This window comes from Burkholderia sp. JP2-270, from assembly GCF_003233675.1.
GTDB classification, from domain to species: domain Bacteria; phylum Pseudomonadota; class Gammaproteobacteria; order Burkholderiales; family Burkholderiaceae; genus Burkholderia; species Burkholderia pyrrocinia_C.
In genome coordinates, this window is record NZ_CP029826.1 from 215,381 (window position 1) to 236,886 (window position 21,506).

Sequence of the window (21,506 nt, forward strand, 5' to 3'; positions counted from 1 at the left end):
ACGTCCGGCGCGGTTCGCGGAGCCTTCGGTTGTTCTGTGCCATCCGGCGCTCAAAGTTCGGACGAATTATGAGACACGATCGATGATTATCAAAGGCGACATTGTTTATAGATTGCAAAATCCAATATATTCAATGTGTTACTTGAAATATTGCCGTCTCGCAAACGATTGCGCATCGCCGAGATTAATCGAAATGTTTTTTGAGGCAGATAAATGCTTTGCCGAAGCGGATTTGAATTAAATGCAATCTAACGACTCGCGACCGGAGAGTCGGTGCGACCGAGCCATTGTGTGCCGGACATACATGGAATCCGCCGGTTTTGACGAACATCAAAGCGGCAACACTGCAGGCGAAAACCGCGGCACATCCTGAAAATGCGTAAAAAGACTTGGCACGAATATCGACAAGCCATCTGGCGTGATTTGAAATATGCTCCTACAATTCCGCTCGCATCGATACCGGTAGCCGCGCCCATTCGCGACGCGACCACGGCAATCATCCGCGCCTTTACCGGCTCAGCGATCAAAACAACGAACGCCGGGTATTGCGCCGAGCGATTGCCTGCCGCGTAGTCCGGCCCAATCCGATTGTCGATGCGAGCGGGCGATGCGTTTGCGCGTCGTCATAGAGCGGCTTCCGAGATTCCCCGCACCGGGCAGGCCACCCGCGGGATCACAGCCAGCCGCCTTTCCAGAACAGGTGCACGATGCCTCCATCGATCTCCGCATTGAGCGACGCCCATATCCTGATCGTCGACGATCACCCCGACCAGCTGCGTTTGCTGATCGACATCCTGCGCAGCACCGGCTGCCGTATCAGCATCGCATCCGACGGAGTGCAGGCGTGCGAGCGCGCGCAGGCGCTGATACCCGACCTGATCCTGATGGATGTCCGCATGCCGCGCATGGACGGTTTTACCGCGTGCCGGCTACTGGCCGCAGATCCGCTGACGAGCGCGATTCCGGTCGTCTTCCTGACCGCGGCCGGCGAATTGCACGAACGCCTCGAGGGGCTGGAAATCGGCGGCGTCGACTACGTGGTCAAGCCGTTCGAGCCGGCCGAAGTGCTTGCACGGATTCGCGTGCAGCTCGCGCGGACAAAGCGCGAACGGCCGTCGGACACGGAAAGCCAGTTCGCGGCCGGCCAGGACGACGACATCATCGTGCGCGCGGCCATTCGCCACCTGTCGCGTACATTGAACGATCCGCCGACGGTCGAGCAACTGGCGCGCGCGGTCGGCACACATGAAAAGCGGCTGTCGCGCGCGTTTCGCGACAATCTCGGCCAGACGGTGTTCGAGTATCTGCGGCACGAGCGGCTGCGGATCGCGCAGGATCTGCTGGATTCGACGTCGCTCAGCATCGCCAGCATCGCGAAGGAAATCGGCTTTTCCACGCCGGCGAACTTCGCGACCGCGTTCCGCGAACGTTTCGGCATCACGCCGACCGAATGGCGGCGCCAGCGCCACGCGGGCCGGCGCGCCGCGGCCCGCGATCCGCAACGCGGCGCGTAGGCCGGCGCGGTGCGAGCGCGATTACCAGTTGTATTTCGCGCTGGCCAGCACGGTCCGCTCGTTGCCGAACACGCACAGCGTGTACGACGTGCAGCCGCTGACGTAACGCCGGTCGAACAGGTTCGCGACGTTCAGCGCGAACCGCCAGTGGCGCATCTCGTAGTGCATCGCGAGGTCGTACAGCGTCGTGCTCGGCACCGTCAGCGAGTTGTCGGGTGCGCCGGCCGATGCACTCTGGTAGCGCACGCCGGCGCCGATCCCGAGGCCAGCCAGCGCGCCCGTATGCCAGGTCCAGTCGGCCCACATCGACGCCATCTGCCGCGGCAGCGGCACGGACACCGGCCAGTTGTTCAGCGACGCGTCGTTCGCCTGCACGTTCTTGACGTCCTGATACATATACGACGCGACCACCGACAGCTCGCGGGTCAGCTTGCCGACCGCACTCAGCTCGATGCCGCGCGAGCGCACCTTGCCGGTCTGCACCGATGTCGTGCCGGTGGGGTCGAGATTCGCCGGCGCCGGCGTCACGACGTTGGTCTGGTCGATCTGGTAGACGGCCGCGTTCAGCATCAGGTTCTGGCCGGCCGGTTGCCAGCGCAGCCCGGCCTCCGTCTGCGTGCCGCGCGTCGGCTTCGGCAAGCCGCCGCCGGCCATCCGCACGCCGATGACCGGATCGAACGACGTCGAATAACCCACATACGGCGACAACCCCGCATCGCCCCGATAGGTGAGCCCGATGCGCCCGGAGAATGCACTGACGTCCTGCCGCGACTGCGTGCCGGCCGTCTGCGACTGCGTGCCGGCCGCCCGGTCGTCGAACCGCGCATTCACGCGATCCTCGCGGCCGCCGAGCGTCAGCGTCCAGCGCTGCCAGCGGATCTGGTCCTGCGCGTACACGCCGACCGCGTTCATCGCCGTGTACTGGTCGACGTGGCCGAGCGACGTCGGGCCGGAGAAGATCGCGGCCGTCACGGGCCGATAGACCGGGTGGTACAGGTTCAGCGACGGCGCCAGCGCGAGCCACACGCTGTTGGTCGTCGTCTGCCGGTCGAACTGCAGGCCGAACAGCAGCGTGTGTTCGAGCGGCCCCGTGCCGAAGCGCGCCTGCGCACGGTTGTCGATATCGAGCCGGCTGTAGTTGAGCTGGAACAGCCCCGCGAAACGCATCAGGTTGGTCGTGCTGCGGGGAGCCAGGCCGATGCCGAACACCGTCGCGTCGTCGAGCGACAGGTGCGACCAGCGCACATCCTGGTGCAGCGTCCAGATCGCATTCACGCGATGCTCCAGCGCGTAGCCGAGCGACCATTGCTTCTTCCGGTAATCGTTGAACGCAGGGTCGCCCATGTAGATGTCCTGCGACAGGCGACCGTTCGGGTTCGGCAGCACCGTGCCCGACGCGGGAAGGAAGTTGGACGAGATGTCGCCGCTGTCCTGCAGGAACGATGCGGAGAACGTCAGCGACGTATCGGCGTTCGGCCGCCATCGGAACGACGGCGCCAGCGCGACGCGCCGGTCGCCGTTCGGGCCGGTCACCGCATTGCCGTCGCGCGCAACGCCGACGAAGCGATACGCATACCGGCCGTCCGGGTCGAGCCGGTCGCCGACGTCGAGCATGAACTGCTTGCGCGCATTGTTGCCGATCTGCACGCCGGCTTCGCGCACGCGCTCGCCGTCGGCGAGTTTCGTGTGCGCGTCGACGATCGCGCCGGGCTCGCCCGCGCCGTACAGCACCGACGTCGGCCCGCGCAGCACCGCGATCGAGTCGATCGTGTACGGGTCGACGCGCCAGTTCGCGATCACGGCCGTATTCGGCGCAGGCACGCCGTCGACGTACAGCGATGGCGTGAAGCCGCGCAGCGCCGCATACCAGTCGGTCCGGCTGTCGGCGCCGAACGTCGCGAAACCCGGCACGTAGCGCAGCGCCTGGTTCAGGTCGGCCGCGCCGGTCATCTCGATCTGTTGCGCGGTCACGATGTTGGTCGTCTGCGGGATCTCTGCCACCGGCGTGTCGGTCTTCGTGCCGGCGGTGGTGCGCAGCCCGACGAGCCCGACGGACGATCCGCCGGCCGCTCCTTTCACGTCGATCGGCGGCAGCACGGCCGCCGCCGTACCGGCCTGCAGCGGCGCCGCTGCGTCCGACGCCTGCGCGTGTGCGCTGCTCGCCGCCGCGACGCACAACGCTCCCCCGGCAGCGATCGCCCATGCGCGTCGCACCGCCCCTGTCTCCGTCAACATCGTGTCAATACTCCGTCGTGCTGTCTTGGCTCGTTCGGCCCCGGCGACGAGCGGTGCGTCGCCGGCGGCCGTCCTGTGTTGCCGTGCTTGTGATGTCGGTCGCGCACGAGTCGGCATGCACCGGCCTGCACTGGCCAATGGTGCCGTTCGCGAGCGCAGCGATCATACCGGTCGAACGTGGCGCGGTCTTTAAAAAAACCGAGCGGGCGTTTGAAAGTGCGCAATTCTTCAAGTCACGCCGTCGCCGATCGCGGCATGACGTCATGCGAAGCCGTACATCGCGAACGTTCCGGGCAGATCGAAAATGCGCATCGAAACCGATCCGCCGCCACGCGCCGGCACCTGGAATGCCGCACAGCCGAAAGCGTAACGGGCCCGTTCGACGGAGAACACGCCGAACACGCGGCGGGGCGCGCCACGCCATCGCCGGCGTAGCGCATGCCGGACGGATCAGATCGGCGAAGTCGGCGCGACGGATTTCAGCGTCGTGGACGCGGTGCTGCAGTCGTACGGCGTGGACGTGCCCGGCGTGCCCGTGACCGTCACGTCGTTCGCGCTCGACGTGACGATCGAGCCGGAGAAGCTCACCGCGCCCGGCCCGAACGTGTAGTGCGTTGCGGCGTCCTTCTCGAACGTCGGCTGCGTGCCGTCGAACACGACGTTGCTCAGCGCGATGCCGAGCGGAAAGTGCTGCCCGTTCGCTTCATAGCCGGAGAACGTGATCTTTCCGCAGCCGAATTTCGCGCTGCCGACGTCGTGAAAGTCCTGGACCGCGATGTTCGTGAAATCCGGATACAGCGTGCCGGTCGATGTGCTGTAGAACGGATCGAACACGAGCGCCCGCGCGACGTTCCTCATGCAGACCTGCGCGAAACGCACGTTGCTCACCAGGCCGCCGCGCGACGAATCGGATTTGATTCGCAGGCCGTTGCCGTTCGGGCTGTCGAACCCGTCCATCGTCAGGTCGCGCACGCCGGCCAGCGCTGCAAGTGAAGCCATCCTTACCGCGCGTCGCGCGAATCGATCGTCAAGGACCGCGATCCTGCTCGTCATCGTGTTGTTCTCCGGTTCTTTTCATACGTCGAGCGACGCCGGCGTTGCTGCGTCGGCATGAAGTCGTGCCGGCCCGCGAACCGGCCTGCGATGCGCAAACATCACATGTTGTCTGTTGTATGACAACTTTAAAAATAACGGACTGGCATCGATCAGCATACGTGCGGCGTCTCCCGCTCGCGGAGCCGGCGACGATAATATCTAGCAAACGTATCAATCACCATGTATTTCGATTTTGTTAGCATGTTAATCAACCGGTTTGCAGCAATCACCATCCGATCGACGAGTTGTTTCGTGACAACTTTTTATTCCGAAACGATGACGCGTCCGCTACACTCCGCGTCGTTATGCGATGACTGATTTCAACTGCGCTCAAGAGGACGCTCGACGGTCGGTCGCCCCGCTCGCCCGCGGTGCGGGTACTCGCGAGCGGGTCTCGTCAAGGAACGACGCAACCATGAACGACATGCAATTTCGGTCCGGATCCGGCGCAGGCATCTCCCGGCGCACCTTCCTTTACAGCGTCGGTGCGCTCGCGCTGTCGGCATGCGGCGGCACGGACGCGAGCGGGAGCGTCACCGGCGTTGCAGCTGCCGCGGCGGGCAACCGTGCGCTCGCACGCGTTGCGACGGGTACCGCGACCGTCGTGACACGTGAAGCGTTCGCGCATCCGGGATTGCTGCACACGCAGGCCGATTTCGACCGAATGGCGCACCAGGTATCGACCGCCGTGTCGCCCTGGTTCGACGGCTGGAACCGGCTGGTCACGAACGGTCATGCGCAGTTGTCGTGGTCGCCGCGACCGCAGGCCGTCGTGACGCGCGGCGGCACCGGCGCGCAAAACTACCCGGTGCTGTACAAGGACATCGCAGCCGCCTATGCGTGCGCGCTGCGCTGGAAGATCTCGGGCGATGCCGCCTATGCGGACAAGGCCGTGCAGATCATGAACGCGTGGTCGTCGACGCTGCAAAACCTCGCCGGGGACTCGAACGTCGATCTCGCAGCCGGCATCTACGGCTACGAATTCGCCAACGCCGGCGAAATCATGCGCACCTATCCCGGCTGGGCGGCGGCCGACTTCGCCGCGTTCCGGGCGATGATGGCCGACAAGTTCTACCCGATCAACGCGGACTTCCTGAATCGCCACAACAACACGGACATCACGCACTACTGGGCCAACTGGGATCTGTGCAACCTCGCATCGATCATGGCGATCGGCGTGCTGTGCGACGATCACGCGAAGTTCGACGAGGCCGTCAACTACTTCATCGACGGGCCCGGCAACGGTGCGATCGCGCAGGCCGTCTACTACGTGCACCCCGGCCATCTGGGCCAATGGCAGGAATCTGGCCGCGACCAGGGGCACAACACGCTCGGCATCGCGCTGGGCGGCGCGATCTGCGAAATGGCGTGGAACCAGGGCTTCGACCTGTACGGTCACGACAACAACCGGTTCCTCGCGGGCGCGGAGTATGTCGCGAAGGCGAATCTCGTGCGGCCCGACGGCACGTTCCTGCCGGTGCCGTATGCGTCGTATTCGAACGTCGACGTGACCCAGACGCAATTCTCGACCGCCGGCCAGGGCACGATCCGCCCGTGCTGGGCACTCGTCTACAACCATTACGTGAACCGCAAGGGGCTGTCGGCGCCGTGGTCGACGAAGTTCGCGCTCGCGATCCAGCCCGAAGGCGGCGGCGGCAATTACGGCGAAGCGAGCGGCGGCTACGATCAGCTCGGCTACGGCACGCTCGCATGCACGCGCGATCCCGTCGCGCCCGCCGCCGCGCCGAGCGGGCTGACCGCATGGCCAAGCGCCGAACGGGTCGTGCTGTCGTGGTGGGGTGTCGCGAACGCGGCAAGCTACAACGTGAAACGCGCAGCCGCGTCGGGCGGCCCCTACACGACCGTCGCAAGCGGCATCGCCGATCCGCTGACGTACACGGACAGCCCGGCGGCGGGCACCTGGTTCTACGTGATCAGCGGACAGGCCGCGTCGGGCGAAACCGCGAATTCGGCGGAAGTCGCCGCGTCGACGGCACTGCAACTGCATACGCTGCTGACGTTCGACGAGACGGGCGGCACGGCCGCCGCGGACGCGTCCGGCAACGGTCATCCGGGCACGCTCGCCGGCGGCGTTTCGCGCGGGCCCGGAAAAACCGGCAACGCCGTGTCGCTCGACGGTTCGACCGGCTACGTTGCGCTGCCGAACGACATCGTCGCCGACGTGTCGGATTTCACGATCGCGGCCTGGGTGAACTGGAACGGCGGACAGACGTGGGCGCGCCTCTTCGATTTCGGTTCGGGCACCGGACGCTATCTGTTCGTCACGCCGAGGAGCCATGGCGGGACGATGCGCTTTGCGATCACGACCAACGGCGGACATGGCGAACGCGCGATCGACGGCAACGCCGCGCTGCCGGCCGGGCAATGGGCGCACGTGGCCGTCACGCTGGCGGCAACGACCGCGACGCTCTATCTGAACGGCAACGCGATCGGCACGGCGGGCGACGTCATCTTCGCGCCATGGCGCATCGGGCGCACCGCGCAGAACTGGATCGGACGTTCGCAGTATCCGGGCGATCCGTTCTTCAGCGGCTCGATCGACGAGTTCCGCATCTATCGCGGCGCGATGTCGGCCGATCAGGTGAAGGCGCTCGCGCAGCGGGCGTGATGCGCGCCAAGCGACGCTGTCGACGAATGCTGCAGGTCAGGTAGAACGGCCGCAGGCCGGGCTGCGGCAACGCAAGCGTGTCCGGCGCCGAGGGCCCCGCGTCGGCTCGCTGATTTTCATGCACATCTCCGGCAATCGAGGATCCGTCATTCATCCTGGCGCCGCGACGCGCGCCGATGGCCCGTTTCCCTATGGGCCGAGGCGGCATCGTCCGGATTCCTGACGTACGTCAAGTGCATGTTTCGCGCGCGTGGCATGACGCCCCGGGAATGCGCACCCTTTCGTGCGTTGCGAGATAGTAGGCAACGCATGCGTTCTTTGCGTGTGCGGCGGCGGGTGCGCTACGCTCGCCCTTCCCGCACGACGCTGCCCGACCGGCCGGGGGCCGCGCATGGTGACGCTCGCGGAAGTCGCGCGACGCGCGAACGTGACCGCGGCGACGGTTTCGAACGTGTTACGGAATCCTAAGAAAGTGAAGCCGGCGACCGTCGAACGCGTGATGGCGGCGATTCGCGAACTCGGCTATCGACCGAATCTCACCGCGCGTGCGCTCGCCGAAGGCCGCACGTCGACGCTCGCGCTGATGCTGTCGAACATCACGAACCCGTTCTATCCGGAGTTCGTGCTCGCCGCCGAGCGCGAGGCGCGCAAGCGCGGCCATTATCTGCTGGCGTCCGACACCGACGACCCGGCGATCACGCGCAACTACCTCGAGCGGATCGCCGGCACGCTTGCGGCCGGCGCGATCGTGATGAACACCGACCTCGCCGAGGCCGAACTTGCCGACATCGCGCGCCATGGCGCGGCGATCGTGCTGTGCATGTGGGAGCATGTGCACGCGTCGCGCACGCTGCCCTGCGTGACCGTCGATTTCGCGGCGGCGGGCGCGCTTGCTGCCGCGCACCTGTCCGGGCTGCGGCATCGCGCATTCGGCGCACTCGTCGGCAAGGGTTCGGGCGGCCCGCAGTCGATGCGGCTGCGCGGCTTCGCCGACGAACTCGCGGCTCGCGGCCATGCGCCGGACGCGGTGACGACCGTGTCCGCACACGATTCGATCGAGGGCGGCTACGAGGCGGCCGCCGCGCTGCTGCGCACGAAGCCCGGCGTCACCGCGCTGTTCGCGACCAACGACCTGATGGCGATCGGCGCAATGCAGGCAGCGGCCGATCTTGGCCGGCGCGTGCCGGCCGACCTTTCGATCGTCGGCATGACCGATATCCAGCTCGCCCACCAGTTCCGCCCCGTGCTGACGACGGTCCGATTCCCGACGTCATTGATCGCCGCACGCGCGATCGCGCTGACACTCGACATGATCGACGGCATCGAGCCAGCCGCCGCCGTGCATACGATCGGTACGCCGGAGCTCGTCGTGCGCGAGTCGACCACCACGGCACCGGCCCGATGATCGACGGACGGGCGCGCCGAATGCGAGCCCGTCATTTCTTCCATCACCCCCGCACCCGCCGCAACCTGAGCGTCGCCGACGGCGACTCTCCGAACGCCCGCTTGTATTCGATCGCAAAGCGCCCGAGGTGCGCGAATCCCCATTTCAGCGCGACGTCGGTGACCGACGCGAGCCCCGGCGTATCGTCGGCCAGCAGTTCCTCGCGCACATGTTGCAGCCGCAACTGCCGCACGAAGCCCATCGGCGTGATCCCGTGGCGATTGCGGAAGCCGGCGAACAGCGTGCTCGGGCTGACGCCGGCGAGCTCGGCGAGCCGTTCGATCGTCAGCGGCTCGTCGAGATGCGCACGGATGTATTCCTCGACGCGCCGCACATAGAATGGCGCGAGCGCCATCGGCAGGTGCCGCGTGCCGTCGCGCGCGCTGTTCGGCTGGCCGTGCAGCAGCAGGTTGAGCAACGTCGATTCGAGCTGCTCGAACGCGAGCGGGTGACGCAGCGGATGCGCATCCGTCGCGATCGCGCCGGCGAGGATCGGCAGCATCTGGGCCAGACACGCCCCCTGCGGCGACGACAGGCCGAATTCCGGTTCGAATTCGACCGGTGCGCGCCGGTCGTCGCCGAAATGCCGCTGCGCGTGGCGCTCCATCACCTCGCGCTCGATGCGCAGGATGACTTGCGGGCACGCGTCGCCCCACCGCATCTTGAGCGGTAGCGTCGGCGAGATCAGCGACGCGGCGCCCGGCGACGACACGAAGCGCGTCGAGCCGCACTCGATCTCCGCGTCGCCGCGCAGCGGAATCTGCAACAGGAAGAAATGCTCGAGCGGCCCCGGCTCGATGCTGACGCCGCCGCCGTAATCGAGCAGGTTCAGCGACAGGTTGCCCCAGCGCGCATGGTGCATGCAGCTGTGCAACGCGCGCGATTCGCCGATCGGCGTGAGCCGGTGCGGCTTGAACACATCGGCGACGCGTGCGCGCACCTCGTCGACATCGTCCGACTGCAGCATCAGGTTGTCGTGATTGAAACAGGCGGCGTCGGCAAGCCAGCCGGTTTCTGAAATTTGCGCCATCGAAGTTCTCCCGTCATGCTCGATCGCACTCGCGCCGTGCATGCGTTCCCGGTATTGGGGAATCCCGCTGCACGATCCGGATAGCGCCCGGAGTATCCGGACAGTCCGGCCATCCGAACCCGCAAGTCCCGCGCAAACGACGCAAGAACCGGACCGTTCGCGCATCGTAGAAAACTGTGCGGGGCTTCCGTATCCGCACATACCCGCACACAACCGCAGTTCAGCCGCGCGCCCGCCCGGGCGCGGCGGCCGGATCGTCAGGTTTCCGGAGTTCGCGGATACCGGCCGAAGAAAGCGGATAGAAGCGCGCGTTTCGTCCGCCAATACTGGGCCCGTCACGGAAACAAACAGCATGGAGGGACACATGAAAGGACGTCACATCGAGATTCCGTCGCCGGATGGCGGAACGCTTCGCGGATACCTGAGCACGCCGGCCGGCGGCAGCGGGCCGGGCATCGTGCTGTGTCACGAGATCTTCGGCGCGAACGCGACCATGCGGGCAACCGCCGACTACTACGCGGAGGAAGGCTACGCGGTGCTCGTGCCCGACCTGTTCTGGCGCCAGTCGCCGGGGATCGAACTCGGCGACTCCGCTGCCGATTTCGAGCGCGCGATGGCGCTTTACCGCGAATACGACGAGAACAAGGGCGTCGAGGACATCGGCGCCGCGCTGCGCGTGCTCACGCAACGGCCGGAATGCACCGGCGAAGCCGGCGTGCTCGGCTACTGCCTCGGCGGCAAGCTCGCGTATCTCGCCGCATGCCGGCTGCCGGGCGTGGCCGCCGCGGTCAGCTATTACGGCGTCGGCATCGAGCATGCGCTGGACGAGGCCGCGCAGCTGCGTGGGCGGCTCGTGCTGCAGATCGCGGGGCAGGACCGCTTCTGCCCGCCCGACGCGCAGCAGCGCATTACCGAAGCGCTGTCCGGGCGCGACGGCGTCGAGGTGTATGTGTATCCGGGCGTCGATCACGCGTTCGCGCGCATCGGCGGCGATCATTTCGACAAGGCCGCCGCGGTCATGGCGCATCAGCGCTCGATCGCCGCGTTCCGCGCCGCGCTCGGCCCGCACTACGACCTCTCCGCGCTGTGGGAAGCGCATCTGCTGCACGAGTTCGACACGCGCAACGTCGACGCGACGATGGCCACGATGGTGGCCGAGCCGTACGTCAACCATATTCCGACGCTGACAGGCGGCGTAGGTTACGACGAGCTCAAGCGTTTCTACACGCATCACTTCGTGCATGCGAATCCGCCCGACACCACGATCACGCCGATCTCGCGCACGATCGGCGCGAGCCAGATCGTCGACGAGCTGCTGTTCTGCTTCACGCACACCACGGAGATCGACTGGATGCTGCCGGGCGTCGCGCCGACCGGCAGGCGCGTCGAGATCCCGCTCGTCGCGATCGTGAAGTTTCGCGGCGACAAGCTCTATCACGAACACATCTACTGGGATCAGGCGAGCGTGCTCGTGCAGGTCGGCCTGCTCGATCCGGCCGGCCTGCCGGTCGCGGGCGTCGAAACGGCGCGCAAGCTGCTCGACGAGACCGTGCCGTCGAACGGCCTGATGCGCCGCTGGCAGGACAGCGAACCGCCGACGGGCGCGCGTTGACGCGGCCCTTCCGTCACCCTTCGATTCCCGGAGATACCCCATGACTACCCTTGCTGGCAAAGTCGCGATCGTCACCGGCGGCGCCACGCTGATCGGCGCCGCGGTCGCGCAGGACCTGACCCGCGCCGGCGCGCGCGTCGCGATACTCGATCTCGATGCGGAGAATGGCGCGCGCGTCGCCGATTCGCTCGGCGAACGTGCGATGTTCGTCGCGATCGACATTACCGACGACCGCGCGATCGAGCGCGCGGTATCGGCAATCGCCGAACGGTTCGGCGCGATCGACGTGCTCGTCAACCTGGCATGCAGCTACGTCGACAACGGCATCCAGGCGACCCGCAACGACTGGCTCGCCGCGATGGACGTGAACGTCGTGTCGGCGGCGATGCTGTCGAAGGCCGTTCACCCGCACATGGTCCGGCGCGGCGGCGGCGCGATCGTGAACTTCAGCTCGATCTCGGCCCAGTGCGCGCAAACCGGCCGCTGGCTGTATCCGACGTCCAAGGCGGCGATCCGCCAGCTCACGCGCAGCATGGCGATGGATCTCGCGCCCGACCGCATTCGCGTCAACTCGGTGTCGCCGGGATGGACGTGGTCGCGCGTGATGGACGAGCTGACGCGCGGCGACCGCGCGAAGACCGACCGCGTCGCCGCGCCGTTTCACCTGCTCGGCCGGGTCGGCGATCCGTCGGAGGTCGCGCAGGTCGTGACGTTCCTGTGCAGCGACGCGGCGAGCTTCGTGACGGGCGCCGACTACGCGGTGGACGGCGGTTATTCCGCGATGGGCCCCGAACAGGCGGTGCCGGCCATTCCGCGCCTGGCGGAATGACCGCTGCCCGCCGCCGCTCCCCGCAATCATTCCGGCCGGCATCCGGCCACCCGAGGACATTCTCATGAGACGCATCGCTATCGTCGGCGCCGGCCAGTCCGGCCTGCAACTCGCCTTCGCCCTGCTCGACCAGGGTTATCACGTCACGCTCGCGACCAATCGCGACGCGGAGCAGATCCGCGCCGGCAAGGTCATGTCGAGCCAGTGCATGTTCCATACCGCGCTGCAGATCGAGCGCGATCTCGGCCTGAACGCGTGGGAGGAGGCGTGCCCGTCCGTCGAAGGCATCGGCATCGCGGTGCCGCACCCGAACGGCAACGGCCGCAAGGCGATCGAGTGGTCGTCGCGGCTGACCCGCTATGCGCAGTCCGTCGACCAGCGCGTGAAGATGGCCGACTGGCTCGACGGCATTCGGCGCCGCGGCGCGGAAGTACGCATCTGCGACGTCGGCGTGCCCGAACTCGAGGAACTGGCATGCAGCCACGATCTCGTGCTGCTCGCGGCCGGCAAGGGCGAGATCGTCAACCTGCTCGGCCGCGACGACACGCGCAGCGCGTTCGACCGCCCGCAACGCGCACTCGCCCTCACCTACGTGAAAGGGATGACGCCGAGCCAGCCGTATTCGCGCGTGCGCTTCAACCTGCTGCCCGGCATCGGCGAGTACTTCGTGTTCCCTGCTCTGACCACGACGGGCCCGTGCGAAATCATGGTGTTCGAAGGCATTCCGGGCGGCCCGCTCGACTGCTGGGCCGACGTGAAGACGCCCGAGCAGCATCTCGATCGAAGCCTGTCGTTCCTGCAGCAGTATGTGCCGTGGGAATTCGAGCGCTGCCGCGACGTCGAGCTCACCGATCCGAACGGCACGCTGTCCGGGCGCTTTACGCCGATGGTGCGCAAGCCGTTCTTCCGGCTGCCGTCGGGCCGCACGGTGTTCGGGATGGCCGATGCCGTGGTGGTCAACGATCCGATCACGGGCCAGGGATCGAACAACGCCGCGAAATGCGCGAACGCCTATTTCGACGCGATCGTCGCGCGCGATGCCGCGCCGTTCGGCGAGGACTGGATGCAGCAGACGTTCGAAGGCTACTGGGCCTACGCGCAGCATGTCGTGCGCTGGACCAACTCGCTGCTCACGCCGCCGCCGCCGCACATTCTCGAACTGCTCGGCGCGGCCGGCCAGTTGCCGTCGCTCGCCGCCGCAATCGTCGACGGCTTCGACGATCCGCGCCGGTTCTCGCCGTGGTGGTTCGAGCCGTCGGCCTGCGCGGCGTTGATCCGCGAACACAGCGCGCGCACGGAGTAACCGGCATGGAAACGACCGTTACCTGCAGTCCGGTCATCGACCCGATGCAATTGCGTGCCGCGTTCGGGCAGTTCCCGACCGGCGTCACCGTGATCACCACGTGCGCAACCGATGGACGCAAGGTGGGCCTCACCGCCAATTCGTTCTCGTCGCTGTCGCTGGATCCGCCGCTCGTGCTGTGGAGCCTTCGCAAGGTCGCGCCGAGCCGGCCTGATTTCGTCGCGGCCACCCACTTCGCGATCAACATCCTCGCGCACGACCAGATCGACCTGTCGCGCCGCTTCGCGACGCCCAGTGCCGACAAGTTCGACGGCGTGCGCCACGTGGATTCGGAAAGCGGCGGCGTGCCCTGCCTCGACGGTGCGAGCGCGCGCTTCGTGTGCCGCAACGTCGGCCATTACGAAGGCGGCGATCACCTGCTCTTCATCGGCCAGATCGAGCAGTTCGACGCGTTCGGCAAGGCACCGCTGGTGTTCCATGCCGGCCAGTATCGTGCGATCGCCGACCACCCCGATCTTTTACGCATCGTTTGATTAGTCATACCAATAAATATCCAGGAGGTGGTGAACATGAAACTCGGCTCTCGCCTGCTCGTCGCCGCAGGCCTCGCGATCGCCGGCATGACCGGTCACGTGCCGGCCAACGCGGCCGACCTGCCGCCGGTCAACCTCGGCATGACCAGCTTCCTCGACGGGATGCCGCCGGCAGGCCCGGGCTGGTACGGCACGCAGTACCTGCAGTACTACACGGCCGGCCGCGTCAACGACAATGCCGGCAACAAGGTCGGCCTGCCGAAGCAGGACATCGACCTGTTCGCGGGCCTGAGCCAGCTCGTCTACCAGTCGCCGCTGACGTTCGCCGGCATGCATCCGGGCCTCGACGTGATCCTGCCGTGGATTGCATCAGCACGCACCGACGACGGCATCGGCAACGTCGCGCTGAATTCACGGGCCGGTTTCGGCGATCTGCTGATCGGCCCGTTCATCCAGTTCGACCCGGTGATGGGCGCGCAAGGCCCGCGCTTCGCGCAGCGCGTGGAATTCCAGTTCATCGCGCCGACCGGCGCGTACGATCCGTCGCGCGCGATCAACCCGGGCAGTCATTTCTGGTCGTTCGACCCGTACTGGGCGGCGACGCTGTGGCTGTCGCCGAAATGGACCGTGTCGTGGCGGCTGCACTATCTGTGGAACGCGACCAACCATCAGCCGGCCACGTCGCTCGGCCCCGACGTGACGTCGACCCGGGCGGGCCAGGCGATCCATGCGAACTTCGCGACCGAATATGAAGTGCGCCCGGGCCTGCGGCTGGGACTCAACGGCTACTGGCTGCGCCAGACCACCGACATGAAGGAAAACGGGCAGGACGTGCCCGGTACGCGCGAGGCCGTGCTGGCGATCGGCCCGGGCGCCATGTACAGCTTCTCTCCGCACGATCACCTGCTGTTCAACACGTACTTCGAGGTCCATGCGCGCAACCGGCCGCAAGGAACGCGAATGGTGCTGCGCTATGTGCATCACTTCCGGTAACGCGGTAGTGCGGCGAAGCAGCGGGCGCGCAAAACGGGGGGCACGAGCGGTGCGAGTCGTTCGCCCCGCCCGCCGCAGCGTGAAAATCCGTCGTCAAGGAAAACGAACTACTTCGCCGCCTGCGCCGCCGGCGTGAACGTGCACTTTGGATCGTTCTTGCCCCGCGCCGAGCAGCACTCGAGCAAGTCGCTCACCGACTTCGCGTTGGCCGCATTCCATTCGGCGAGGCTGCGGTTGTTGTCGATCGGCATCCAGTGCGTCAGCGGATAACTGCTCGCGAGTTCATTGCTGCCTTTCGGCGGCGGCAGCCTCCCGGCGGCGAGCGGCACGTAGATCTCGCAACTGTTCCGGTTGCCGATCCGGTGACAGCCGATGCAGGTATTACCCGGCGTGCTGATCGCATGCGATGTAAACGATGCGAAATCGGCGCCGAGATTGATGTACTTGCCCCACGGATCGGTCGGCACCTTGTTCCACACCTGCCCGATCCACGGGCTGTACATGACCGGGCTCGCGTCGTGGCACGCCGCGCAGCGCTTCGTCGCGGTCGCGGCGGGCTTCCACCAGAATTCCACCGCCGACGGATGGCCGGGCGGCGGCGTCTTCTCATTCGGCGGCGGCACGCGCGCCGCGTTCATGCCGGCCGTGCCGCCCTGTTCCGCATGAAACCAGCAGGTCTTGCCGTTGCCCGCATGGTGCAGGACGATATCGACTTCGTCGTAATACGGGCTCCGGTTCGCGCGGATCTGCTTGCGGCGGCAAAACGCCGATATCTGCGTGTCGCCGTGCGACAGATCGAGAATCTTCGAATAAGGCGTGCATTGCCCGGACGTCGGCGCTTCATACGGCAACAGCGCCGGGCGATCGCAGGTCATGTGCGCCGCATACCGCGCGGGCACGCGGCCATTGACGGTGATCGGCACGTCGGTGCCGCTGTTGCAGTCGAACGCGGGAATCTCGCCGATTTCGTCGGTGCACTGCTGCGCGTATTCGAGCAGCGACGCATCGCCGCTGTTCGCCGCGAATGCGGCAGGCGCGGCCAGCAGCATCGCCAGCGCGACGACGCAGGTTCGGATCGTCATGCCGCCCCCTTCGTGTAGCGCATCGCCACCTTGCGAATCGCCTCGATGTACTTGACGTAGCCGGTGCAGCGGCATACGTTGCCGCCCACCCATGTCTCGATCATCGCGTCCAGTTCGTCGGCGTGCACCGGCTGCACGCGCAGGTGATCGAGCATCGCGGTCGCAGCCATCAGGAATCCCGACGCACAGTAGCCGCACTGGAACGCGAACGATTCGAGAAAACTCTGCTGCAGCGGCGACAGCGTGCCGCCCTGCGCGAGCCCTTCGATCGTGTACACGTGCATGCCGGCCATCGCGCTGACCGGGGTCGAGCACGACAGCGTCTTTTCCATCGGCGCATCGGGCGTGTTGCGCACGCCGACCGTGCACGCACGGCACACGCCGATGCCGCAGCACAGCTTCGTGCCCGTCAGGTCCTGTCGCTCGTGCAGGAAATCGATGAGGTTCATGTCGCCGTCGGCGGCGGCCGCTTCGACGGGTTTGCCGTTCACGTGCATGCGGACCGGATCGCTCATCGCAGTACCTCCCGAATCTTGTCCGGCGTTACCGGCGTCACCCGGAACCGCCGCCCCGTCGCCATCGCCAGCGCATTGAGCAGCGCCGGCGCGATCGGGCACATCACCGCTTCCGCGATGCCGCGCGCATTCGCGGGATCGCCGCCGGGCGGCGGCAGCGCGATCAGTTCCTGCGCGGGAATGTCCGGCAGACGCGTCACCTCGTAGCGGTCGAGGTTCCATCTGCCGCCGCCCGGCCCGTCGGGACCTAGCGGGCACGTCTCGGTCAGCACGTTGCCGATCCCCATCGCCACCGCGCCCTGCGACTGTCCTTCGACGAGCTCCGGCGAAAGCTGCCGGCCGACGCTCACGGCCGTCACCACGCGTTCGACCTTCACGCGCCCGGTCGCGGGATCGACGGACGCGGCGACGAGCGCCGCCGACGGCGCATAGGTCGTGCGCCCGTAGAGGGTCGTGTCGATCGGCGGCGCCTGCAGCTCGCGCGACAGCGGCGTCAGGTAATACGGATCGAGGCCGACCGCCACATAGTCGTAGTCGACTTGCGCACTGCCGGACGCGAACGGATACGTGCCCTTCCAGAAGTACCCGGCATAACTCGCATGCACGGCGGCAACCGTTTGCAGCCCCATCTTCGTGATCGTGCCGAGCAGCGCCGGCCACGGAATCGGCGCGAGGCCGTTCGCGACGAGCGCGCGATCGACCCAGCGCACGTCCTCGGCCCGCACCGGCACGCCCCACCATGCGCGTGCGGCCGGCAGCACGCTTTGCAGGAACAGCGCCTGCGCCGCCCCCTTCACCGTGTGGTACTGATGGAATGCGCCGAGACAGGCGCTCGACGAGCCGTACAGGTAGCGCACCGTCTTCGGGTTGGCCGCCGGATTGTTCGAACGCGTGACCCCGAGCGCATTGAACGGTCCGATCTCGCTCATCGCAATCGTTTGCGCGTTCTGCCCGAGAAATTCGGCCGGTGCGAGACCGAGCGTCGTGGCCGCGCCGTTGCCCATGTCGGTATACGGCGTGACCACGCGCAGCCTGCTGTCAGGCAGGATCTGCACCATCCCGAACATCCCGTCCCCGGACGTTCCGTATGCCTCGTTCGCCATCGCGAGGCCGACGCCGTACCGGAGGTTGCGCGCGCCGCGCTCCGCACGCGTGCGCTCGTGGTCGCGCCACAACGGATGCCGTTCGAGCCGGTCGAGCAGCGCGCCGAGCTGCAGGTCGAACAGGATCGGCGCGCCCGTGATCGCGCGTCCCTTGCCGAGGCCCGGCACGTTGCCGAGGAAGTTGGCACGGCGGATCGCGAACGGCGACAGTCCGAGCCGGCGCGCGGCCTCGTCCATCAGCGTCTCGATCGCCATGAACGCCTGCGGCCCGCCGAAGCCGCGCTGCGATCCGCCGAACACTTCACGCGTGTAGGTCGACGCTGCCTGCGCGCGTGCGCGCGGGATCTCGTAGCAGCTCATCGCACTCAATGCGGCGAGCTGCGCGACGTACGGCGACAGGTTCTTCTTGCCGCCGCCGTTCATCAGGAAGTCGCATGTGATCGCTTCGAGCTTGCCGCGGCGGTTGAACCACAGCGATTCGGAGAATTGCGTCTCGCAGCGCTTCAGGCCGACCTGGAACTGTTCGTAGCGCGACTGCTGCCAGCGCAGCGCGCCCTTCGCGAACGGCGCGGCGAGTGCCAGATAGAGCGGGAAGTAGGACTTGTCGCGCCCGCCGAAACCGCCGCCCGGATAGCATGCGATCACATGCGCCTCCTTCACCGGGATGTCGCTGCCGTAGAACAGCGCGCAGGCGCCGGTCGCATCGTCGTTCGCCGATTGCGTGCCGAGGACGAGGCCCATTTTCGCGTTGGACGCGTCGTACCACGCGAGCCCCGCTTCGGGCTCCATGAACATCGGGTCCATCGCCGGCGTCTCGAAGCCGTCGTTGCCGGTCGCGCGCACGCCGATCCACGTGCCGGCGGCTGCGTTGCGCGCAATCGTCGCATCGATGTTGACGACCGCCTCCTCGCGTTCTTTCAGGTATTGCGCAGTCGGCTTGCCGCTGCTGTCGGTCCGGTAGTTGTTCACGTAGTTGAAACCGCGTTCGTCGTCGCGCACGTAGATGGTCACCGGCGTATACGGCACGGCCTGCGCGGCGGCCGAGCGGTCGACCGCCGCGCCGTAGCGGATCACGCTGTCGTTGAAATCGAGCAGCTTCCTCGCGCGACGATAGACATCGAAGTTCTCGAAGATCAGCAGCGCGGCCGGTTGCCCGTAGCAGTCCGCCGGATGGCCGGGCCGCGCGAGCCAGTAGATGTCCTGGTTCGCGATCGGATCGGGGACCGGCGCAAGCGGAATCCGTCGTGCGCTCAGCAGCGCGTTGTCGACGACGGCGATCGGCCGCAGCTCGGCCGGCAGCATGCCGAGGTCGTAGCCTTCGTACACGGCGTCGACGCGGCCGCACCGCAGCGCATAGAGCCAGCTCTCCTGCTGCGGCCAGCCGACGAAGTCGCGCGACTTGAAATCGCGCGCGTAGATTTTCTGGCCCGTGACCTTCGGCATCCCGTCGATGCGCCACCGCGCCTTGCCGGGCACCGGCGCCCAGCTCGGCCCGCTCGCGCCGGTATCGGCCTGCTCGCCGGCGTCGAGCGCCAGCGCCGGCAAATGGGTGATCGAGATCGCGACGACAGCGCCGCTGCCGGCCAGCTTCAGAAACGTCCGGCGTGTCACAGGCACATCGATGGCCATGCTGCGTCCCTCGTTCGATTGGTCAGGGCTGGGGCACCGTCGATGCGCGACGCGCGCCGCCGCGCCGGCCGTGCGCGGGCCGTTACGCGTGTGCTTCGCGGTGCTGGACGTCGGTGCGGAAACGGGCTTGCGGGCGCGGTGGTACGCGCCGGTGGTCAGGAATCGGGAGGAAGCGGACCGGGAAGGATGCGCGGCGGATTCGCGCGGCCGTTCGAGGCCCGTGGACGCCGGCTCGATGAAGCGTCAGGCTGCCTGCTTGCCGCTGATTGCTTGTTCATGATTCCCCCGGCCTTGATCGTGCATAACTGGCCTGTTTTCCGTATTGTCGGGCAGTCTCTTGATTTTCAAGTGTTTTTGTTCGGTCTTTCCGGCATGCGTGACGTTTTTCGTGTTCACACCGTCATACGAGTTTGATTTTGAATAATGCTAGAAATTAGCACTGGGGATTTCAAGGAGATTTTCGGATAGCGCGCACGGCGCCGGTGCGCGTAAAGCGCCGGTCCGTGCCGTCCTGGCTGCCTGCCGGCCGGACGGGGCCACGCGACGAAAATTACAAATTGCCTTCATCGATTCGAACGTTTCGTCAAACGCCGTGTTCCCGCGTTGCGCCAATAACGAACGGGAAGCAATCGCAATCAACAACTCGATGAACAATCCCGCACATTATTGAACCGGATTAATTTCACCGCAGACGTTCAGCGTTTTTCCGTCGCTTTTAACCGCGCCGGCGCAATGCCGGCAACGGGGCCTTCAGGGTTAGCAGTAGGGGGCAGCCGATGAGGGCGGTGGACTACGGCTTGCTCCATGGCCGACCATGGGTCCAGGTTGCGTTGACGCCGCTATGGTCGACCTGTCTCGCGGCGCCGCCTGGGGAGGGAGCCTCCATGAAGCCGGTTGCCGTGCCGGCCGGCGCGTGTGTCGGGGCCGGCACGCAAAACCTTTGGCGCTGCGCTCGAAGCCGCGCGTGTCCGCCGCTCACGGCGCGATGCTGACGAACGTCGGCAGCAGCACGCGATAGACGTGAATCATCGCCGGCCCGAGCAGCACCAGCATCAGCGCGGGAAAAATGCAGAAGATCAGCGGGAACAGCAGCTTCAGCGCGATCTTCGCCGCACGCTCTTCCGCGCGCATGCGCCGCCGCGTGCGCAGCATGTCCGACAGCACACGCAGCGATTCGCTGATGCTCGTGCCGAAGCGATCGGCCTGGATCAGCATCGCGCAGAACGACTCGATGTCCTCGACGCCGGTGCGCAGCGCGAAATTGCGCAGCGCCGTCTCCTTCGTGAAGCCGGAGCGCATCTCGAGCAGCAGCAGGTCGAGTTCGCCCGCGACCACCTCGCTGCGAAACCGCAGTTCCTCGCTCACCCGCATCAGCGCCGCATCGAGCCCGAGCCCCGCTTCGACGCACACCGTCAGCAGGTCGAGCGCGTCCGGAAAATCCTCGAAGATTGTCTGCTGGCGCACCTTGACCCGCTGCGACAGCACGATGTTCGGGATGTAGTAGCCGATCCCGGCGAGCGCCACGAGGATGGCCGACAACAGCGCACGCTCGTCGCCGAGCTTGGTCGTGATCAGCCCCAGCAGCGCCACGCACGGCAGCGCGAGCGCAAGCACCGTCTTCGCGGTGAAATACAGCGCGGCCGCGCTCGAGTTGCGCCATCCGGCATTCATCAGACGGACGCGCAGCGGCGAATTCTCCCAACCCTCCTTCGGCACCGACAGCTTCGAGATCGGGGTGGACAGATCGACCAGCTTCGCGACCCAGCGCGACGCCAGGTCGTCGCCATCGCCCGGGCCCGCGACGGCACCCGAGCCCGCACCGGCCCCGCCGGCCTGCTGGAGCCGGCGCTGGATGCTGCGCGGCGCGAACAGCAGCATCGCGACGAGCGCACCGCCGGCCACGAAGATGAACAAGCCGCCCAGCATCACGGCCTGTACCACGTTCAGATTTTGCATGACA

General features: G+C 66.6%; 17 protein-coding genes. 9 read left to right on the top strand and 8 right to left on the bottom strand.

Going from position 1 to position 21,506, the window contains the following annotated elements; genetic code table 11:
• Window positions 1–707 precede the first annotated feature (707 nt).
• Window positions 708–1,514: a response regulator gene (locus DM992_RS33670; RefSeq protein WP_111020622.1), complete on the top strand. Its 807-nt coding sequence runs from the start codon at window positions 708–710 to the stop codon at window positions 1,512–1,514.
• 21 nt (window positions 1,515–1,535) lie between these two features.
• Here the strand turns inward: DM992_RS33670 and DM992_RS33675 are convergent, their stop codons facing one another.
• The 3 genes from DM992_RS33675 to DM992_RS33680 all read right to left on the bottom strand — a co-directional run bounded on the left by DM992_RS33675 (window position 1,536) and on the right by DM992_RS33680 (window position 4,748).
• Window positions 1,536–3,749 (bottom strand): TonB-dependent siderophore receptor, encoded by a 2,214-nt coding sequence (locus DM992_RS33675; RefSeq protein ID WP_111020623.1) that lies wholly within the window; start codon window positions 3,747–3,749, stop codon window positions 1,536–1,538.
• Between the two features lie 261 nt (window positions 3,750–4,010).
• Entirely contained in the window at window positions 4,011–4,151 is a 141-nt protein-coding gene (locus tag DM992_RS41990) for a hypothetical protein (protein WP_162631800.1), read from the bottom strand.
• Window positions 4,152–4,199: 48 nt separating this feature from the next.
• Window positions 4,200–4,748: a glycosyl hydrolase family 28 protein gene (locus DM992_RS33680; protein WP_239511517.1), complete on the bottom strand. Its 549-nt coding sequence runs from the start codon at window positions 4,746–4,748 to the stop codon at window positions 4,200–4,202.
• Window positions 4,749–5,259: 511 nt separating this feature from the next.
• Here DM992_RS33680 and DM992_RS33685 point away from each other — a divergent pair.
• Together DM992_RS33685 and DM992_RS33690 are read left to right on the top strand one after the other, a co-directional pair.
• Window positions 5,260–7,473: a LamG-like jellyroll fold domain-containing protein gene (locus DM992_RS33685; RefSeq protein ID WP_111020625.1), complete on the top strand. Its 2,214-nt coding sequence runs from the start codon at window positions 5,260–5,262 to the stop codon at window positions 7,471–7,473.
• A 391-nt stretch (window positions 7,474–7,864) separates the two neighbouring features.
• The gene (locus tag DM992_RS33690; protein WP_111020626.1) at window positions 7,865–8,878 is read left to right on the top strand and encodes a LacI family DNA-binding transcriptional regulator; all 1,014 of its coding nucleotides are present in this window, start codon (window positions 7,865–7,867) and stop codon (window positions 8,876–8,878) included.
• Between the two features lie 43 nt (window positions 8,879–8,921).
• Here DM992_RS33690 and DM992_RS33695 read toward each other — a convergent pair whose 3' ends face one another.
• Complete coding sequence (locus DM992_RS33695) at window positions 8,922–9,947, bottom strand: AraC family transcriptional regulator (RefSeq protein WP_111021580.1); 1,026 nt, start codon at window positions 9,945–9,947, stop codon at window positions 8,922–8,924.
• A gap of 364 nt (window positions 9,948–10,311) precedes the next feature.
• On the opposite strand from DM992_RS33695, the gene DM992_RS33700 reads away from it, so the two are divergent.
• The 5 genes from DM992_RS33700 (at window position 10,312) to DM992_RS33720 (ending at window position 15,217) form a co-directional block, all read left to right on the top strand.
• On the top strand, window positions 10,312–11,559 hold the full coding sequence (locus tag DM992_RS33700; protein ID WP_111020627.1) for a dienelactone hydrolase family protein: 1,248 nt from the start codon (window positions 10,312–10,314) through the stop codon (window positions 11,557–11,559).
• Between the two features lie 40 nt (window positions 11,560–11,599).
• Window positions 11,600–12,388 (top strand): SDR family oxidoreductase, encoded by a 789-nt coding sequence (locus tag DM992_RS33705; RefSeq protein WP_111020628.1) that lies wholly within the window; start codon window positions 11,600–11,602, stop codon window positions 12,386–12,388.
• A 64-nt stretch (window positions 12,389–12,452) separates the two neighbouring features.
• Window positions 12,453–13,691, top strand: coding sequence for a styrene monooxygenase/indole monooxygenase family protein (locus tag DM992_RS33710; RefSeq protein WP_111020629.1), 1,239 nt, complete (start codon window positions 12,453–12,455; stop codon window positions 13,689–13,691).
• Window positions 13,692–13,696: 5 nt separating this feature from the next.
• Window positions 13,697–14,224 carry a flavin reductase family protein gene (locus DM992_RS33715; RefSeq protein ID WP_111020630.1) on the top strand — a complete coding sequence of 176 codons (528 nt, stop codon included), beginning with the start codon at window positions 13,697–13,699 and terminating at the stop codon, window positions 14,222–14,224.
• 36 nt (window positions 14,225–14,260) lie between these two features.
• Window positions 14,261–15,217, top strand: a complete 957-nt coding sequence (locus tag DM992_RS33720) for a transporter (protein WP_111021581.1) — start codon at window positions 14,261–14,263, stop codon at window positions 15,215–15,217.
• Window positions 15,218–15,324: 107 nt separating this feature from the next.
• On the opposite strand, the gene DM992_RS33725 is transcribed toward DM992_RS33720, so the two are convergent.
• From DM992_RS33725 to DM992_RS33735, 3 genes are read right to left on the bottom strand one after another with little or no spacing between them, the layout of a single operon-like run.
• Window positions 15,325–16,299 carry a hypothetical protein gene (locus DM992_RS33725; RefSeq protein WP_111020631.1) on the bottom strand — a complete coding sequence of 325 codons (975 nt, stop codon included), beginning with the start codon at window positions 16,297–16,299 and terminating at the stop codon, window positions 15,325–15,327.
• Window positions 16,296–16,814, bottom strand: a complete 519-nt coding sequence (locus DM992_RS33730; protein WP_111020632.1) for a (2Fe-2S)-binding protein — start codon at window positions 16,812–16,814, stop codon at window positions 16,296–16,298. The genes DM992_RS33725 and DM992_RS33730 overlap by 4 nt, the downstream gene beginning before the upstream one ends.
• The gene (locus DM992_RS33735) at window positions 16,811–19,546 is read right to left on the bottom strand and encodes a molybdopterin cofactor-binding domain-containing protein (protein ID WP_111020633.1); all 2,736 of its coding nucleotides are present in this window, start codon (window positions 19,544–19,546) and stop codon (window positions 16,811–16,813) included. The genes DM992_RS33730 and DM992_RS33735 overlap by 4 nt, the downstream gene beginning before the upstream one ends.
• 186 nt (window positions 19,547–19,732) lie before the next feature.
• Here DM992_RS33735 and DM992_RS41995 point away from each other — a divergent pair, with 186 nt between their 5' ends.
• Window positions 19,733–19,960 carry a hypothetical protein gene (locus DM992_RS41995; RefSeq protein ID WP_162631801.1) on the top strand — a complete coding sequence of 76 codons (228 nt, stop codon included), beginning with the start codon at window positions 19,733–19,735 and terminating at the stop codon, window positions 19,958–19,960.
• Between the two features lie 561 nt (window positions 19,961–20,521).
• Here the strand turns inward: DM992_RS41995 and DM992_RS33740 are convergent.
• Complete coding sequence (locus DM992_RS33740; protein WP_111020634.1) at window positions 20,522–21,502, bottom strand: type II secretion system F family protein; 981 nt, start codon at window positions 21,500–21,502, stop codon at window positions 20,522–20,524.
• Between the last annotated feature and the right edge of the window lie 4 nt (window positions 21,503–21,506).

Bases quoted from the DNA above. Each gene is read 5' to 3' on its own strand.
- DM992_RS33670 (WP_111020622.1), top strand. From the start codon at position 708: ATGCCTCCATCGATCTCCGCATTGAGCGACGCCCATATCCTGATCGTC.
- DM992_RS33675 (WP_111020623.1), bottom strand. From the start codon at position 3,749: ATGTTGACGGAGACAGGGGCGGTGCGACGCGCATGGGCGATCGCTGCC.
- DM992_RS33680 (WP_239511517.1), bottom strand. From the start codon at position 4,748: ATGGCTTCACTTGCAGCGCTGGCCGGCGTGCGCGACCTGACGATGGAC.
- DM992_RS33685 (WP_111020625.1), top strand. From the start codon at position 5,260: ATGAACGACATGCAATTTCGGTCCGGATCCGGCGCAGGCATCTCCCGG.
- DM992_RS33690 (WP_111020626.1), top strand. From the start codon at position 7,865: ATGGTGACGCTCGCGGAAGTCGCGCGACGCGCGAACGTGACCGCGGCG.
- DM992_RS33695 (WP_111021580.1), bottom strand. From the start codon at position 9,947: ATGGCGCAAATTTCAGAAACCGGCTGGCTTGCCGACGCCGCCTGTTTC.
- DM992_RS33700 (WP_111020627.1), top strand. From the start codon at position 10,312: ATGAAAGGACGTCACATCGAGATTCCGTCGCCGGATGGCGGAACGCTT.
- DM992_RS33705 (WP_111020628.1), top strand. From the start codon at position 11,600: ATGACTACCCTTGCTGGCAAAGTCGCGATCGTCACCGGCGGCGCCACG.
- DM992_RS33710 (WP_111020629.1), top strand. From the start codon at position 12,453: ATGAGACGCATCGCTATCGTCGGCGCCGGCCAGTCCGGCCTGCAACTC.
- DM992_RS33715 (WP_111020630.1), top strand. From the start codon at position 13,697: ATGGAAACGACCGTTACCTGCAGTCCGGTCATCGACCCGATGCAATTG.
- DM992_RS33720 (WP_111021581.1), top strand. From the start codon at position 14,261: ATGAAACTCGGCTCTCGCCTGCTCGTCGCCGCAGGCCTCGCGATCGCC.
- DM992_RS33725 (WP_111020631.1), bottom strand. From the start codon at position 16,299: ATGACGATCCGAACCTGCGTCGTCGCGCTGGCGATGCTGCTGGCCGCG.
- DM992_RS33730 (WP_111020632.1), bottom strand. From the start codon at position 16,814: ATGAGCGATCCGGTCCGCATGCACGTGAACGGCAAACCCGTCGAAGCG.
- DM992_RS33735 (WP_111020633.1), bottom strand. From the start codon at position 19,546: ATGGCCATCGATGTGCCTGTGACACGCCGGACGTTTCTGAAGCTGGCC.
- DM992_RS41995 (WP_162631801.1), top strand. From the start codon at position 19,733: ATGCGCGGCGGATTCGCGCGGCCGTTCGAGGCCCGTGGACGCCGGCTC.
- DM992_RS33740 (WP_111020634.1), bottom strand. From the start codon at position 21,502: ATGCAAAATCTGAACGTGGTACAGGCCGTGATGCTGGGCGGCTTGTTC.